Genomic DNA, 12,957 nt, shown 5'->3' with positions numbered 1-12,957 from the left:
TAGATTCGGTGCAACGCGTATGCTATATACATCAAGAGAGGAGGTGACAACGATCAACCAGTTTCAAGCAATCGGTATCATTATAAAATCTCCTAATTATTATGATACGCATGATACTCCATTTGTTACTTTTACAATTAAAATTGAACGTGATTACAAAAGTAAGCAAGATAAGCCAATTTATGATTTTCTAAATTGTAAAGCTTTTGGTGCTATCGCTCAATCGATTCATGATTTTTACCAACATGAAGATCTCATCGCTCTCAACGGACATATCCAATCAAGGAGATACGAAAAAGAAGGCGAATGGCGGTACACTACAGAATTGGTGATTGCACACATTCAGAACCTTTCATCTCATCCGTTATTAAAACCATCCCTAAATTCAAATTTGTCCAATGATTAATATTCAATTTGTCTGAAATCCAATCACACACTCCATATTTATTTTATCTAACTTATAATAACTCCAATTAAATTTAGTTTTTATCTTCCACCCAATGTATCCAATAAGATATTTTCTCAACAGAGCTACATCCTTACAATCACTGTTATATCAAGTTGACGTATATGAATTATTCGTATATAAGTCACAGATGATAACCCCTCGTTTATGTTATTTCATATATTTACTTTTTCAAAACAACGTATATTTATTACTCAATATTTTAAATGTGTTGCCACTGTGAACTAACCCTATCAAGTCTCCAATATTTATGATTATAAGTATTGGAGGCTTTTAAGATATAAATACGATGTTGATCTTGATCTTATTTCTATATCATTACATCTTAAGTAACTGTTTGCCATTTAAGTGATTAACCGGATTTATTTAATGAGAATTTTATTTTTTGTAATCATTTATGAGTTGAATCGTTACATGCAACAACCTAATTGTAATGGTTTTGTAATATAAATGGGCGTTAATTTAATATTTTTGTCATGTGATTGAAAAAGACTGGTGCTATATTATTTGTGAACATAACAAATTTTTATACCAATTACTGGAGGATTACTAAATGAAAAAATTACTTTTAGCAACATCAACAGTAGGTTTATTAGCGGCAGCACAATTTGCTACTAATGCTGAAGCAGCAAATCAAGATCAATTACAAATTCATGAAGGTGTCCATGTGATTCAATGGGGTGACACTTTAAATAAAATTGCAAAAAAATATGATGTTACTGTAGAACAATTAAAAACATGGAATAACTTAGAGTCTGATTTAATTATTGCAGGAGAGAAATTATACGTGACTGAAGATGCGGCTGCAGCACATGGTTACCATGCGACACAAGATTTTATTTTACCAACTGCATATCATACGACTACATATAACACGTCATCATACAATGCAGCTGCTTACTATACAGCTCCTACTCAATACACATCAACACAATCTTATGAAACGTACGCTGCACCTGTAGCACAATATTCAGCGTCTTCATATTCAAATGTTCAAACACAAACAACTTCTAGCTATCAAGCACCAAGAACTACAGCCGGTTCAGGATCTGTATATCAACAATTTATTAATGCTGGTGGTACAGCAGCGATGTGGAATTCTATCGTTATGCCAGAATCAGGTGGTAACCCTAACATTGTAAGCCCTTATGGTTACAGAGGATTAGGTCAAACGAAAGAAGCTTGGGGTACAGGTAGTGTAGCTACTCAAACGCAAGGTATGATTAATTATGCAAATTCACGCTATGGTTCTGTAGACCGTGCAATTCAATTCCGTTTAGCTAACGGATGGTGGTAAACAACATCAAACGCATCGACATATGTCGGTGCTTTTTTTATTGCTATTTGTAAAGTGTTTTGTTACGTTGTTATTAAATAATACAAAGACTACTAGGGGAGCCATATGGCTGAGATGAATTACATTCGGACCCTTTGAACCTGATATAGTTAACACTAACGTAGGGAAGTAGCGTAGGCATTAAATCCTTTTAATAATGACTAGGCTACTATTTTTAGTAGTCTTTTTTTATTGAGAAAGGAGATTATTATGTCATTTTCTGAAAATCTAAAGCAAGAGGCACAACCTATTATTGATGCGATTTACCATGATGGCTTTATTCAAGGTATGTTAAAGGGTGATATCTCTAAAAATGCAATTCAACATTATCTAAAGGCAGACGCACGCTATTTATTTGAGTTTGCTAAAATTTATGCTTTGTTAATACCTAAGGTAGATTCAAAAGAAGAGATTCAATTTCTTACAGAACAAATTATTTTTGCATCGTCAGGTGAAGTTGACGCACATCATATTCTCGCAGATTATGTAAATTTATCATATAATGAAATTATTCAAGAAGGCGAATGGTATCCAACAGCAGATCATTATATTAAACATATGTATTTTAATGCATATCATTTTGATGATGTCGCATATACAATTGCTGCAATGGCACCATGCCCATATGTTTACCAACAAATTGGTCAACGCGCGATGCGTGAACATCATTTTTCCTCTAACCATCCACTTAAAGCGTGGTTTGAATTTTATGCAAAAGGTATGGATGATTTAATGAATCATATTGATCATTGGTTAAATCATTGTGCAGAGAATACATCAAATAACGCACAACAACAATTAAAGAGAAATTTTTTAGAAAGTACTGTCCATGAACGTAATTTCTTTAATATGGCATATACACAAGAACATTGGGCATTTGGAGGAGAGACATATGAATAAGCTGAATATTGCGTTAACCATCGCTGGCACGGATCCATCAGGGGGCGCAGGCGTCATGGCTGATTTAAAATCATTTCATGCATGTGGGGTTTATGGCATGGCAGCAATCACGAGTATTGTTGCTCAAAATTCCTTAGGTGTACAACATATACACAACTTAGATACGTCGTGGCTTGAAGAACAACTCGAGAGTATTTTTATGGACGCGCCACCACATGCGATGAAAACAGGTATGATTCCAACACCTGAAATGATGGCGTTAATAGCATCGTATGTTAAAAAAAGTACGATACCATACGTCATAGATCCTGTGATGGTGGCAAAAAGTGGCGATGCCTTAATGTCTGAACAGGTCCGTCGAGATTTAAAATCAACACTTTTACCATTAGCAGATGTTGCCACACCCAACATACCTGAAGCCGAAGAAATAACGCAAATGACGTTAGATACGGAAACGGCTTTGTTTAAAGCTGGCCAGTTTTTTATTAAAGATATTGGTGCTAAAGGTGTCGTTTTAAAAGGGGGGCATTTAAAGGGTAATGCTACAGATTATCTCGTGACTAAAGATGGGGTAACACAATTTACAAGTGAACGTTTCCCTACACGACACACGCATGGAACTGGGTGCACATTTTCAGCTGTGATAACGGCAGAATTAGCTAAAGGTAACTCCATAATTGATGCAGTAGCTAAAGCGAAAAATTTTATTTCTAAAGCCATTCAATATACACCAGAAATAGGTAAAGGAAGAGGCCCTGTAAATCATTTTGCTTATCAACGGGAGAAAGGTTGGGATTAAATTGAGTTATTTATCCAAAGTGAGAGAGACAAACCCACTCATCGTCTGTTATACGAATGATGTTGTTAAAAATTTTACGGCTAATGGCTTACTATCTATAGGTGCAAGTCCTGCAATGAGTGAGGCACCTGAAGAAGCAAAAGATTTTTTTAAAGTCACAGAAGGATTATTAATCAACATTGGAACGCTGACACGTCAAACTGGGGCTGATATGTTAGAAATAGCAAAACAAGCGAATGATTTAGGGGTTCCTATAGTGTTTGATCCTGTTGCTGTGGGTGCCTCACAATTTCGTAAAGACTACTGCCAACAATTTTTAAATCAAGTTGATGTCGATGTGATTAAAGGTAATGCCTCAGAAATACTTACATTAGTTGACGCGGAAACGACGATGAAGGGGACGGATAGCGCTGCAAATATAGATCATGTTCAGATTGCTTTAAAAGCGTATGAAAAATACAATGCAGCCATTATCGTTACTGGAAAAAATGATGTCATTGTGCAAGACCATCAAATCATTGAACTCACTAACGGTTCACCTTTATTAACTAAAATCACTGGCGCAGGGTGTTTATTAGGTGCCATAGTTGCATCATTTTTATTACGTCAAAAACATCCTAATATTGAAGCTTTAATTGAAGCAGTCTCAATATATAACATAGCGGCTGAACATGCAGAGCTAAGTTTAGGGGCAGATTTACCAGGAACATTCTTAGTGTCATTTATTAATGCTTTAAATCAAGTAGATGATGCATCCTATCACCAGGAAATTAAAAAGAGAGAAGTGAAAGAAACATGAAGTTTGAAAGGGAACAATTACGTGTTTATTTTATAGCTGGTACGCAAGATGTAAAAAAAGGGACTTTACAAGAGAAACTAAAGGTAGCGCTTGAAGCGGGGATTACAATGTTTCAATTTCGAGAAAAAGGACCTTCATCTTTAAAAGGGGAGGATAAGGAACAAGAAGCAATTGCTTTAATGAAACTTTGTAATGCGTATCATGTACCGTTTATAGTTAACGATGATGTAGAACTAGCTTTAAAAATTGGTGCTGATGGTATTCATGTAGGCCAAGATGATGCCAAAATTGAATCCTTTATTAGTAAAAGTCATAATAAAATTATTGGATTAAGTATCAGTAATTTTCAAGAGTATGATCAATCTGATTTAACGCACGTTGATTATATAGGTGTCGGCCCCGTATATCAAACGTCAACCAAGAGAGATGCCAAACAACCTGGAGGCGTAGAAATGATTCGTCGTATGCGTAATTATGATGAATCGATACCAATCGTCGCCATTGGTGGCATAACCGAAGAAAACGTTGCATCATTGAAAAAGAATGGTGCAGATGGCATTGCTACGATTTCGTCCATCACACATAGCGCAAATATTGAAAATACTGTGTCACGATATTTACAGTATTTCAACTAAAATCATTTTTATTTTTGTTTATGTTTCCACACAACTCAGATGTGTGATAAAATATCATTTATGTGAATATATCTTTAGAGGTGGAAAAATGAAGAACAAAGCGCTATTGGCGACACTATTAGGGGTCGTTCTGTTATTAGCTGGATGTGATTATAGCAAGCCTGAAAATCGTACTGGCTTCTTTTACAACACGTTTGTTTCCCCAATGGATCAACTTATCCATTGGCTAGGTGATCATTTAAATAATAACTATGGTTTAGCCATCGTTATTATCGTTCTTGTAGTACGTATCGTATTACTCCCATTCATGTTATCAAACTATAAAAACATGCACATGATGCGTGAAAAAATGAAAATAGCAAAACCAGAGATGACTGCTGCGCAAGAAAAAATGAAACGTGCACGCACAGCAGAAGATAGAATTGCTGCTCAACAAGAAGTATCGAAAGTATATAAAAAATATGACATGAACCCAGTTGCAAGTATGTTAGGATGTCTTCCACTTATTTTGCAAATGCCGATTGTCATGGCTTTATTCTTTGTTTTAAAATATCCTTCAGGTGGCGGTATTACTAAATTCTCTGACTTCTTATGGTTCCAATTGGATAAACCTGATATTTGGATTACGATTATTGCCGGTGTGTTATACTTCATTCAAGCCTATGTTTCAAGTATGCATATGCCACCAGAGCAACGTCAAATGGCAATCATGATGATGATTATCTCACCAATAATGATTGTTTGGATCTCATTTAGTTCTGCAGCAGCATTGGGCTTATATTGGTCTGTTTCTGCGGCATTCCTAGTGGTACAAACATACGTTGCAAACAAGATTTACGGTAAAAAAGCGTTAGAAGAAGTTGCACCGATGATTCGCAAATTCGAAGAAGAAAAAAAAGCGAATAAGAAAACAGGTAAAAATACGCAAGTCGTATCTAAAAAGAAGAAAAAATAATTACAAAAAATAACCATCTTACCTTTTACGGTGAGATGGTTATTTTTTTAGACCCATTCATCAAAGAATTGTTTTAAAAACAATTCTAAAAATTTATGTCGTTCAAGTGCTATTTCTTTACCTTTAGGCGTATTCATTAAATCTTTAAGTTTCAATAATTTTTCATAGAAATGTTTGATTGCAGAAGGTTGAATGGTAGTTAAATCAATGCGTGATAAATCTGAATGCGGGATTTCATCGGTCCACATCGGTTCATTGAAATGCCCAGCAAATTGAAACGTACGGGCTATCCCAATAGCACCAATGGCATCTAGACGATCGGCATCTTGAACAATCTGAGCTTCTAACGTTTTTAAGGAATGACCTTCTCTGGATTTGCGAAAACTCATGTGATTGATAATATACATAATATGTTGTTGATCTTCAGGTGAAACACCTATTTGTTTTAAAAATGACGAAAGTGTCGAACACGCTTCAGAATGTGGTAATTTATCATCAACTGTGTCATGAAGTAGTGCTGCCATTTCAATAACAAAATGATTGATATTGTCATAATCATGAGCTATACATTTTGCAAGTGAAACGACACGTCGTACATGCGCAATATCATGACCAGTCGTATCTTGACCGTGTATGTGAACCATATAATGATAGGCTTGTTCACATTGCTTTGCCGTCATAGGTAATCCTCCTTATAAAATTGGTGAAAGTAATTGACTGATTGACTCTTTAAATTTTATAACAAGACTACGTTGTGCATACCGCTCTGGGGTAAGTACAGAACATTTTTTTAAATCTTGCTCAAAACTCTCCCGTAATTGTGTTGCGACACTTTCGTTATATACAAATGCATTCACTTCAAAATTTAAGACGAAACTGCGATTATCCATATTGGTCGTACCCACACTTGTGATTTCATCATCGATGGTTAATGTTTTTGCATGTAAGAAACCATCTTCATACAGATAAACTTTCGCACCGACCTCTAATAATGAAGCAGCATTCTTATAAGTCGCCCAATATACAAACGGATGATCGGGTTTGTTCGGTATCATTAAATGTACGTTCACGCCACCTAAAGCGGCGATTTGTAACGCATCTATAAACGATTGGTCAGGGACAAAATAGGGTGTTTGAATGTATATATCTTTTTTTGCCATATTTATCATTTTTAAGTATCCATATTTAATCTGCTCCCAAAATTCATCCGGTCCACTAGATGCAATTTGAACACCTATGTTGTCATTATTTTGGAGGTGTACTTTTGGAAAGTATTTTTCATGATGTTCAATATCATGACGCGATGATTGAGAATTCCAATCTAAAATAAAACGCAATTGTAAGGCGTGTACAGCTTCACCTTCAATTCTTAAATGGGTATCTCTCCAATTACCAAATTTTTTTGATAAACCCAAATACTCATTCCCAACATTAAATCCACCAACATAACCTATTTTGCCATCTATAACAACGATTTTTCGATGATTTCGATTGTTCATACGAAAATTAATAACTGGTAATTTAGAAGGGAAGAAAGCTTCAACTAGACCACCTTTTTTCTTAAATGACTTCAAATCTCTTAAAGATAAGCCTTTCGAGCCAATATCATCATATAGCATTTTGACTTCTAAACCTTCTTCCAACTTCTCTTCAAGTAAATCAATAATGCTCTTACCTAAAGCATCTTTACGAAAGATGTAATATTGTATATGTATATACGATTTTGCATTGCGTATATCTTCTTTAAGTTGGTTGAATTTTTGTTCTCCATCGAGCAGCACATCAATTTTATTTTGATTCGTGTAAAAGGCAGCATTGTTATAAAGCAACCCACGTATCATTGATTTGTATTTTTTTACATGTGGGTTTTCAGGATCAAAATGATCATTTTTTAAAGCTTTGAGTTGTTGATTGACAAGCTGAGTTAATCCTTTTTGGTCTTTTTCTGACACTTTAAAAATGGATTTACGCTGAATTTGACGTCCAAATAGTAAATAGAGTATGAACCCTAAAATAGGAAATAAAGATAAGACTAAAATCCAAGCCCATATTGAGCCTGCGCTTCGACGTTCCATAAAAATAATTGTGAAAACAAAAGAAATATTTAATAGGAATAAAGCGATAAATATATAGGTAAATACCATACTGCCATCTATGACGTATGCATTGTTTAAATCCTCCATTTTTAACCCTCCTTTGGATGTATGATTTTAAATAATTATATCATTTATTCATGAAATCACGGAAAATTTACGCATTTGACATATACCGCATAGGGGTATATAATAGTTTTGAAAGTAAGCATGGAGGTGCTGCCTATGAATGAACACGCACATCATTCTGATGAGATTAAAAAGAACTTAACTTCACGATTGAATCGTATTGAAGGACAAGTTCGTGCAATTAATCGCATGATTGATGAAGATGTTTATTGTGATGATGTCTTGACTCAAATTAGAGCGACACGTTCAGCTTTGAATAGCGTTGCGACGAGGTTGCTTGACTATCACATGAAAGGCTGTATTACAAAGAAAATTGAGGATGGCCATGAAGAAGAAGCAATGGAAGAGTTGCTTGTCACATTTCAAAAATTAATGAAAGACTAGTTGGAGGATACTATGCAAGTCGATCGTGTGTATGTAGAAGATTTAAGAAATGAGCAATATCAAACACATCTTGTACAACGTTTGAATGAAATGATTGGGGTTAAAGAAGTAAGTATCGATAGTGATTTAAAGTGCATCACACTTCGATATGAAACGCCTATTAATTTGAATACGTTAGAAAAAGAGATTTATGACTCAGGTTTTAAAGTATTACGAACGAAAAAAGGAGAGAGAGAACATGGATAAACACACTATTAATGTTGAAGGTATGACATGTAATCATTGTAAGGCGGCTGTTGAGGATGCAGTTAAAGGTAACAAAGAAGTATTGTCTGTCATTGCATCACCAGACGAGAATCAAGTGGAAGTGGAACTTACTGATGATGGTGCGCTTCATGATGTGAAACAACGTATTTATGATGCAGGTTATGAAGTGAAATAAAATTTATGTTGAATGTACTGAAATGAATTCAGTTCCTATTTAGAAGGGGGTAGGCAAATGATTGGTCTGCCCTCTATCATTTTAAGGATTCATATACCCTATATAGGTATAGGAGGTTGTCATAATGAAAGAAGAAACATATCAAATTTCAGGGATGCATTGTGCTGCGTGTGCGACACGCATAGAACGTGTACTGAATCGAGAAGCGGCTATTGAAGAAGCAACAGTTAACCTTGTTATGGAGAAAGCGACAGTTAAATATAACCCTAAACAAATTGATAGAGCAGCAATCTTTGAAAAAATTTCAAATATAGGATTTGAAGCACATGAAATTGAAAAAGATAATCACATTTCAAAACGGGAACATCAAGAATTAAAAAAACAACGAAATAAATTTCTGTTGTCAGCGTTGTTAGCTTTACCTCTGTTATACACAATGTTTGCACATTTTACATTCCTAGACTTTATACCTGTGCCAGAATTGTTGATGCATCCTTTATTTCAACTTGCATTGGCTACGCCCATTCAATTTATATTAGGTGGTCAATTTTATTTCGGTGCATGGCGAGCTTTAAAAAATAAAAGCGCAAATATGGATGTTTTGGTGGCAATGGGTACATCAGCAGCTTATTTTTATAGTTTTTACATGATGATTTTACACCAAGGTCATCCAGGGCATGTACCGCTTTACTTTGAGACGAGTGCGGTCCTCATTACACTCATTCTCCTTGGAAAATATTTTGAAAAGAGAGCCAAAGGACATGCAAGTGATGCAATAAAAAAACTAGCTGCATTGCAAGTGAAAGATGCATTGGTTGAAAAACATGGGGAAGTTGTCAATTTATCTATTGACCAAATACAAGTCGGAGATATTATTCATATTAAAAGTGGTACCTATATACCGCTAGATGCAGAAATCATTGAAGGCTCCACGTCAATTAATGAATCTATGATTACTGGTGAAAGCATACCTGTAGATAAAACGATAGGTGATTCTATTATTGGAAGTACATTAAATCAGGCCAACTTTATCAAAGCGAGAGTGACACATGTTGGAGATGATTTAGTACTCAATCAAATTATTAAAGTTGTTGAAGAGGCACAAACGAAAAAACCTCAAATCCAACGTTTAGCAGATAAAATATCTAACATTTTTGTTCCAACAGTAGTGGGCATCGCGCTATTTGCGTTTCTGTTATGGTTTTTCATTTTAACTTCATTTGATTTTACGCGATCACTTGAAATTTTTATCGCGGTGATTGTCATTGCTTGTCCTTGTGCATTAGGTTTAGCGACACCTACATCCATTATGGTTGGATCTGGGCGTGCTGCTGAATCAGGTATTTTATTTAAATCAGCAGAAAGTTTAGAACAAACACGTCAAATTGATACAATTGTTTTCGATAAAACCGGAACCCTTACAAAGGGCGCTCCTGAAGTTGTAGACACTATTGAATTTGAACGTGTGCCACATATCGATGATTATATTAAAAGTTTAGAATCTCAATCTGAACATCCTCTGTCTCATGCACTTGTTTCGCACTTTAAAGATGCCAAAAATGTAGCAATAAAAAATTATGAAACGCATATTGGAAATGGTATTTCTGGAATGATAGATGGCAGTTCAATTCGTATAGGATCACTATCTTTTATTGCATCAGAAATAACATTGACAGAGGACATGAAGCAACAACAACATCAGTTAGAAAGTAAAGGTGCAACGGTCATCGGTGTACAAATTAAACAAAAATTGGCAATGATGATTGCTTTAAGAGATGAACCTAAACCAAAAGTAAAAGAGACGATACGCCAATTACGTCAACATTATGAAGTGGTTATGCTAAGCGGCGATAGTCAAATGACAGTTGAGGCCATTGCAAGAGAATTAGGTATTCAACGTACTTTTGCAAATGTAAAACCTAACGAAAAAGCAAAAATCATCGAAACATTGCAAGAAGACAATCATAAAGTGATGATGGTTGGAGATGGAATTAATGATGCCCCATCATTAATTCAAAGTGATATTGGTATTGCGATGGGATCAGGAACAGACATCGCGATTGAATCATCAGATGTTGCGTTAGTATACAACCACATTTCACAAATACCTGAAGTATTAAAATTAAGTGAATTAACTATTAAGAATATTAAACAAAATTTATTTTTTGCTTTTTGTTATAATATCATTGGCATTCCTATTGCAGCCGCAGGATTTCTAGCGCCTTGGGTTGCAGGAACTGCGATGGCTTTTAGTTCTGTCTCAGTCGTATTAAACGCATTACGTTTAAAACGTATTCAAAAATAAATTAAAAAATTTCAATTTATTGTAGTCATATGTAATAAAGTAGGGTATGATGTAAGAGAAGTTAGACATATGCGGGGTGATAATATGGCAAAACAGAATGAAAGAATTCAAAATGTGGTCCATATGTTATCATCAATTGGGGTTAAAGTTAAAAAAACAAAATCACGATTGGATATTATGCGATCACTTCCCAATGCAAAACCTGCAACTGAGAAACTAAAGTAGTCAAAGCACGACATTAAATCATTGTGATTATCTTGGTGTAGATCACGGATATAGCGAGAATCATATCACAATTTTGTTTAAATGCGTTAAAAAAACAGACTAGGATGTACTATCCTAGTCTGTTTTTATGTTCTGATTAAAATGTTAAAGGTGATTATAAAGGTGTTTTGTCAGTAGGCGCATTGTATTTTTTCGGTGCGTGATAACGCATGCTGAGAAGTACACCTACACCCGCCATTAAACTCCATAAAGCACTTCCTCCATAACTGATGAATGGTAATGGAATACCTGTAATCGGCAAGAGTTGTATCGTCATTCCGATATTTTGAACGATATGAAAAAGTAATAAACTCACATACCCTACGATGAATGATTTATTAAATAAGTCTGTAGTTTGAGATGCGCTTTTTAAAAGATGCATTAATAACAATAAATAAATCACAAGTAATACGACAGCACCTATGAAACCAAACTCTTCACCAATAACAGAGAATATAAAATCTGTATGGTTCTCTGGAATATATACTTCACCTTGGTTGAATCCTTTACCTATTAATTGTCCGGATCCAATTGCTTTCATAGATTCTGTGAGGTGAAAACCATCTCCAGAACTATATGTGTATGGATCTAGCCAAGAGTTAATGCGTCCTAACTGATAGGTTTTAATACCAGCAATATTTTCGATTAAACTCGGTTTATATAATATAGAAAGAATAAGGCTTCCACCAAATACAATGACGACACCGAATAAGGGCGCAAGTATTTTCCAAGAAATACCACTCACTACTACGATACCAGCGATTATCGCCATGACTACAAGTGTTGTACCTAGATCGTTTTGTAGCAATATTAAAAGTAGTGGAATAAACGTGACACCCATAATTTTCAGTATAAGAATCATGTCTGTTTCAAGGGATCTGTTAAACGTAAAACGATTATGTTGAGCGACGACTTTGGAAATTGCAAGAATCAATACAATTTTCATGAACTCAGATGGTTGAATACTGATAGGGCCAAAGCGATACCAACTTTTGGCACCGTTGATAATAGGTGTTATCGATGTTTCAGGTAAAAGAATTAATCCTATCAATAAAAAGATAAATATAGAATAGATAATGAAGGTATATTTTCGGATTTTTTTAGGGGAGACAATCATTATCAAAAATGCAAGTATACCCCCTAATATGTAATAAAAAATTTGTCTGATGCCAAAATCCATACTATATTGTCCGCCACCCATAGCAGATTGAATAGTCATAACACTAATCAAACACAGCACTAAAATGAGTGTGATAAGTTTCCAATCTAAGCGATGTCGTAAAGATTTTTGAGTTTGTTGACGTGAGGAAGCCATAGTTATCTCCTTTACGAAAAGAATATCATGTAATAATTATATAACGATTGTACAGAACTTCGCATTAATTTGCTAACAAGAGTTGTGATTCATTTGAAAATACATGCATTTCTGATCTTTCTCATGGTAATATTG

At 34.9% G+C, this 12,957-nt stretch carries 15 protein-coding genes and 1 riboswitch; of the genes, 12 read left to right on the top strand and 3 right to left on the bottom strand.

The annotated features are described in order from the left end of the window. Positions 1-19: 19 nt before the first annotated feature. The 7 genes from GJE18_RS08435 to yidC all read left to right on the top strand — a co-directional run bounded on the left by GJE18_RS08435 (position 20) and on the right by yidC (position 5,890). Positions 20-406 (top strand): single-stranded DNA-binding protein, encoded by a 387-nt coding sequence (locus tag GJE18_RS08435; RefSeq protein WP_060551535.1) that lies wholly within the window; start codon positions 20-22, stop codon positions 404-406. A 613-nt stretch (positions 407-1,019) separates the two neighbouring features. Continuing rightward, complete coding sequence (locus GJE18_RS08430) at positions 1,020-1,763, top strand: LysM peptidoglycan-binding domain-containing protein (protein ID WP_107376517.1); 744 nt, start codon at positions 1,020-1,022, stop codon at positions 1,761-1,763. 84 nt (positions 1,764-1,847) lie between these two features. Then, positions 1,848-1,947, top strand: a riboswitch (TPP riboswitch). Between the two features lie 65 nt (positions 1,948-2,012). After that, on the top strand, positions 2,013-2,702 hold the full coding sequence (tenA, locus tag GJE18_RS08425; protein ID WP_060551533.1) for a thiaminase II: 690 nt from the start codon (positions 2,013-2,015) through the stop codon (positions 2,700-2,702). Beyond that, positions 2,695-3,501 carry a bifunctional hydroxymethylpyrimidine kinase/phosphomethylpyrimidine kinase gene (thiD, locus tag GJE18_RS08420; RefSeq protein ID WP_107368553.1) on the top strand — a complete coding sequence of 269 codons (807 nt, stop codon included), beginning with the start codon at positions 2,695-2,697 and terminating at the stop codon, positions 3,499-3,501. The genes tenA and thiD overlap by 8 nt, the downstream gene beginning before the upstream one ends. 1 nt (position 3,502) lies before the next feature. Continuing rightward, the gene (thiM, locus tag GJE18_RS08415; RefSeq protein ID WP_060551531.1) at positions 3,503-4,300 is read left to right on the top strand and encodes a hydroxyethylthiazole kinase; all 798 of its coding nucleotides are present in this window, start codon (positions 3,503-3,505) and stop codon (positions 4,298-4,300) included. Continuing rightward, complete coding sequence (gene thiE / locus GJE18_RS08410) at positions 4,297-4,935, top strand: thiamine phosphate synthase (protein ID WP_060551530.1); 639 nt, start codon at positions 4,297-4,299, stop codon at positions 4,933-4,935. The genes thiM and thiE overlap by 4 nt, the downstream gene beginning before the upstream one ends. Positions 4,936-5,023: 88 nt before the next feature. Next, a complete protein-coding gene (gene yidC / locus GJE18_RS08405) occupies positions 5,024-5,890 on the top strand; it encodes a membrane protein insertase YidC (RefSeq protein WP_060551529.1) in 867 nt (288 codons plus the stop codon). Positions 5,891-5,937: 47 nt separating this feature from the next. On the opposite strand, the gene GJE18_RS08400 is transcribed toward yidC, so the two are convergent. Beyond that, entirely contained in the window at positions 5,938-6,570 is a 633-nt protein-coding gene (locus GJE18_RS08400; RefSeq protein ID WP_060551528.1) for an HD domain-containing protein, read from the bottom strand. 12 nt (positions 6,571-6,582) lie between these two features. Continuing rightward, positions 6,583-8,073, bottom strand: coding sequence for a cardiolipin synthase (cls, locus tag GJE18_RS08395; RefSeq protein ID WP_198648141.1), 1,491 nt, complete (start codon positions 8,071-8,073; stop codon positions 6,583-6,585). A gap of 135 nt (positions 8,074-8,208) precedes the next feature. Between cls and csoR the strand changes: the two genes are divergently transcribed. From csoR to GJE18_RS12190, 5 genes are all read left to right on the top strand, one after another. After that, the gene (gene csoR, locus GJE18_RS08390; RefSeq protein WP_107368554.1) at positions 8,209-8,496 is read left to right on the top strand and encodes a copper-sensing transcriptional repressor CsoR; all 288 of its coding nucleotides are present in this window, start codon (positions 8,209-8,211) and stop codon (positions 8,494-8,496) included. 12 nt (positions 8,497-8,508) lie between these two features. Continuing rightward, the gene (gene csoZ / locus GJE18_RS08385) at positions 8,509-8,742 is read left to right on the top strand and encodes a putative copper chaperone CsoZ (protein WP_060551526.1); all 234 of its coding nucleotides are present in this window, start codon (positions 8,509-8,511) and stop codon (positions 8,740-8,742) included. Next, positions 8,735-8,938 (top strand): heavy-metal-associated domain-containing protein, encoded by a 204-nt coding sequence (locus GJE18_RS08380; RefSeq protein WP_107368555.1) that lies wholly within the window; start codon positions 8,735-8,737, stop codon positions 8,936-8,938. Before csoZ ends, GJE18_RS08380 begins: the two co-directional genes overlap by 8 nt. Positions 8,939-9,062: 124 nt before the next feature. Continuing rightward, positions 9,063-11,243 carry a heavy metal translocating P-type ATPase gene (locus GJE18_RS08375; protein WP_168429053.1) on the top strand — a complete coding sequence of 727 codons (2,181 nt, stop codon included), beginning with the start codon at positions 9,063-9,065 and terminating at the stop codon, positions 11,241-11,243. A gap of 84 nt (positions 11,244-11,327) precedes the next feature. Next, positions 11,328-11,468, top strand: coding sequence for an Lmo0850 family protein (locus GJE18_RS12190; RefSeq protein WP_086375151.1), 141 nt, complete (start codon positions 11,328-11,330; stop codon positions 11,466-11,468). A gap of 154 nt (positions 11,469-11,622) precedes the next feature. Here GJE18_RS12190 and GJE18_RS08370 read toward each other — a convergent pair whose 3' ends face one another. Next, positions 11,623-12,822 carry an FtsW/RodA/SpoVE family cell cycle protein gene (locus GJE18_RS08370; protein WP_060551523.1) on the bottom strand — a complete coding sequence of 400 codons (1,200 nt, stop codon included), beginning with the start codon at positions 12,820-12,822 and terminating at the stop codon, positions 11,623-11,625. Positions 12,823-12,957 lie beyond the last annotated feature (135 nt).

This window comes from Staphylococcus agnetis (assembly GCF_011466855.1).
In the GTDB taxonomy this organism is placed as follows: Bacteria; Bacillota; Bacilli; order Staphylococcales; family Staphylococcaceae; genus Staphylococcus; species Staphylococcus agnetis.
Note: the sequence above shows the minus strand (reverse complement) of the source record. Positions and strands in the feature narration are given on the sequence as shown.

Excerpts from the sequence above, each read along its gene's own strand:
- GJE18_RS08435 (WP_060551535.1), top strand. The coding sequence starts at position 20 with ATGCTATATACATCAAGAGAGGAGGTGACAACGATCAACCAGTTTCAA.
- GJE18_RS08430 (WP_107376517.1), top strand. The coding sequence starts at position 1,020 with ATGAAAAAATTACTTTTAGCAACATCAACAGTAGGTTTATTAGCGGCA.
- tenA (WP_060551533.1), top strand. The coding sequence starts at position 2,013 with ATGTCATTTTCTGAAAATCTAAAGCAAGAGGCACAACCTATTATTGAT.
- thiD (WP_107368553.1), top strand. The coding sequence starts at position 2,695 with ATGAATAAGCTGAATATTGCGTTAACCATCGCTGGCACGGATCCATCA.
- thiE (WP_060551530.1), top strand. The coding sequence starts at position 4,297 with ATGAAGTTTGAAAGGGAACAATTACGTGTTTATTTTATAGCTGGTACG.
- yidC (WP_060551529.1), top strand. The coding sequence starts at position 5,024 with ATGAAGAACAAAGCGCTATTGGCGACACTATTAGGGGTCGTTCTGTTA.
- GJE18_RS08400 (WP_060551528.1), bottom strand. The coding sequence starts at position 6,570 with ATGACGGCAAAGCAATGTGAACAAGCCTATCATTATATGGTTCACATA.
- cls (WP_198648141.1), bottom strand. The coding sequence starts at position 8,073 with ATGGAGGATTTAAACAATGCATACGTCATAGATGGCAGTATGGTATTT.
- csoR (WP_107368554.1), top strand. The coding sequence starts at position 8,209 with ATGAATGAACACGCACATCATTCTGATGAGATTAAAAAGAACTTAACT.
- csoZ (WP_060551526.1), top strand. The coding sequence starts at position 8,509 with ATGCAAGTCGATCGTGTGTATGTAGAAGATTTAAGAAATGAGCAATAT.
- GJE18_RS08380 (WP_107368555.1), top strand. The coding sequence starts at position 8,735 with ATGGATAAACACACTATTAATGTTGAAGGTATGACATGTAATCATTGT.
- GJE18_RS08375 (WP_168429053.1), top strand. The coding sequence starts at position 9,063 with ATGAAAGAAGAAACATATCAAATTTCAGGGATGCATTGTGCTGCGTGT.
- GJE18_RS12190 (WP_086375151.1), top strand. The coding sequence starts at position 11,328 with ATGGCAAAACAGAATGAAAGAATTCAAAATGTGGTCCATATGTTATCA.
- GJE18_RS08370 (WP_060551523.1), bottom strand. The coding sequence starts at position 12,822 with ATGGCTTCCTCACGTCAACAAACTCAAAAATCTTTACGACATCGCTTA.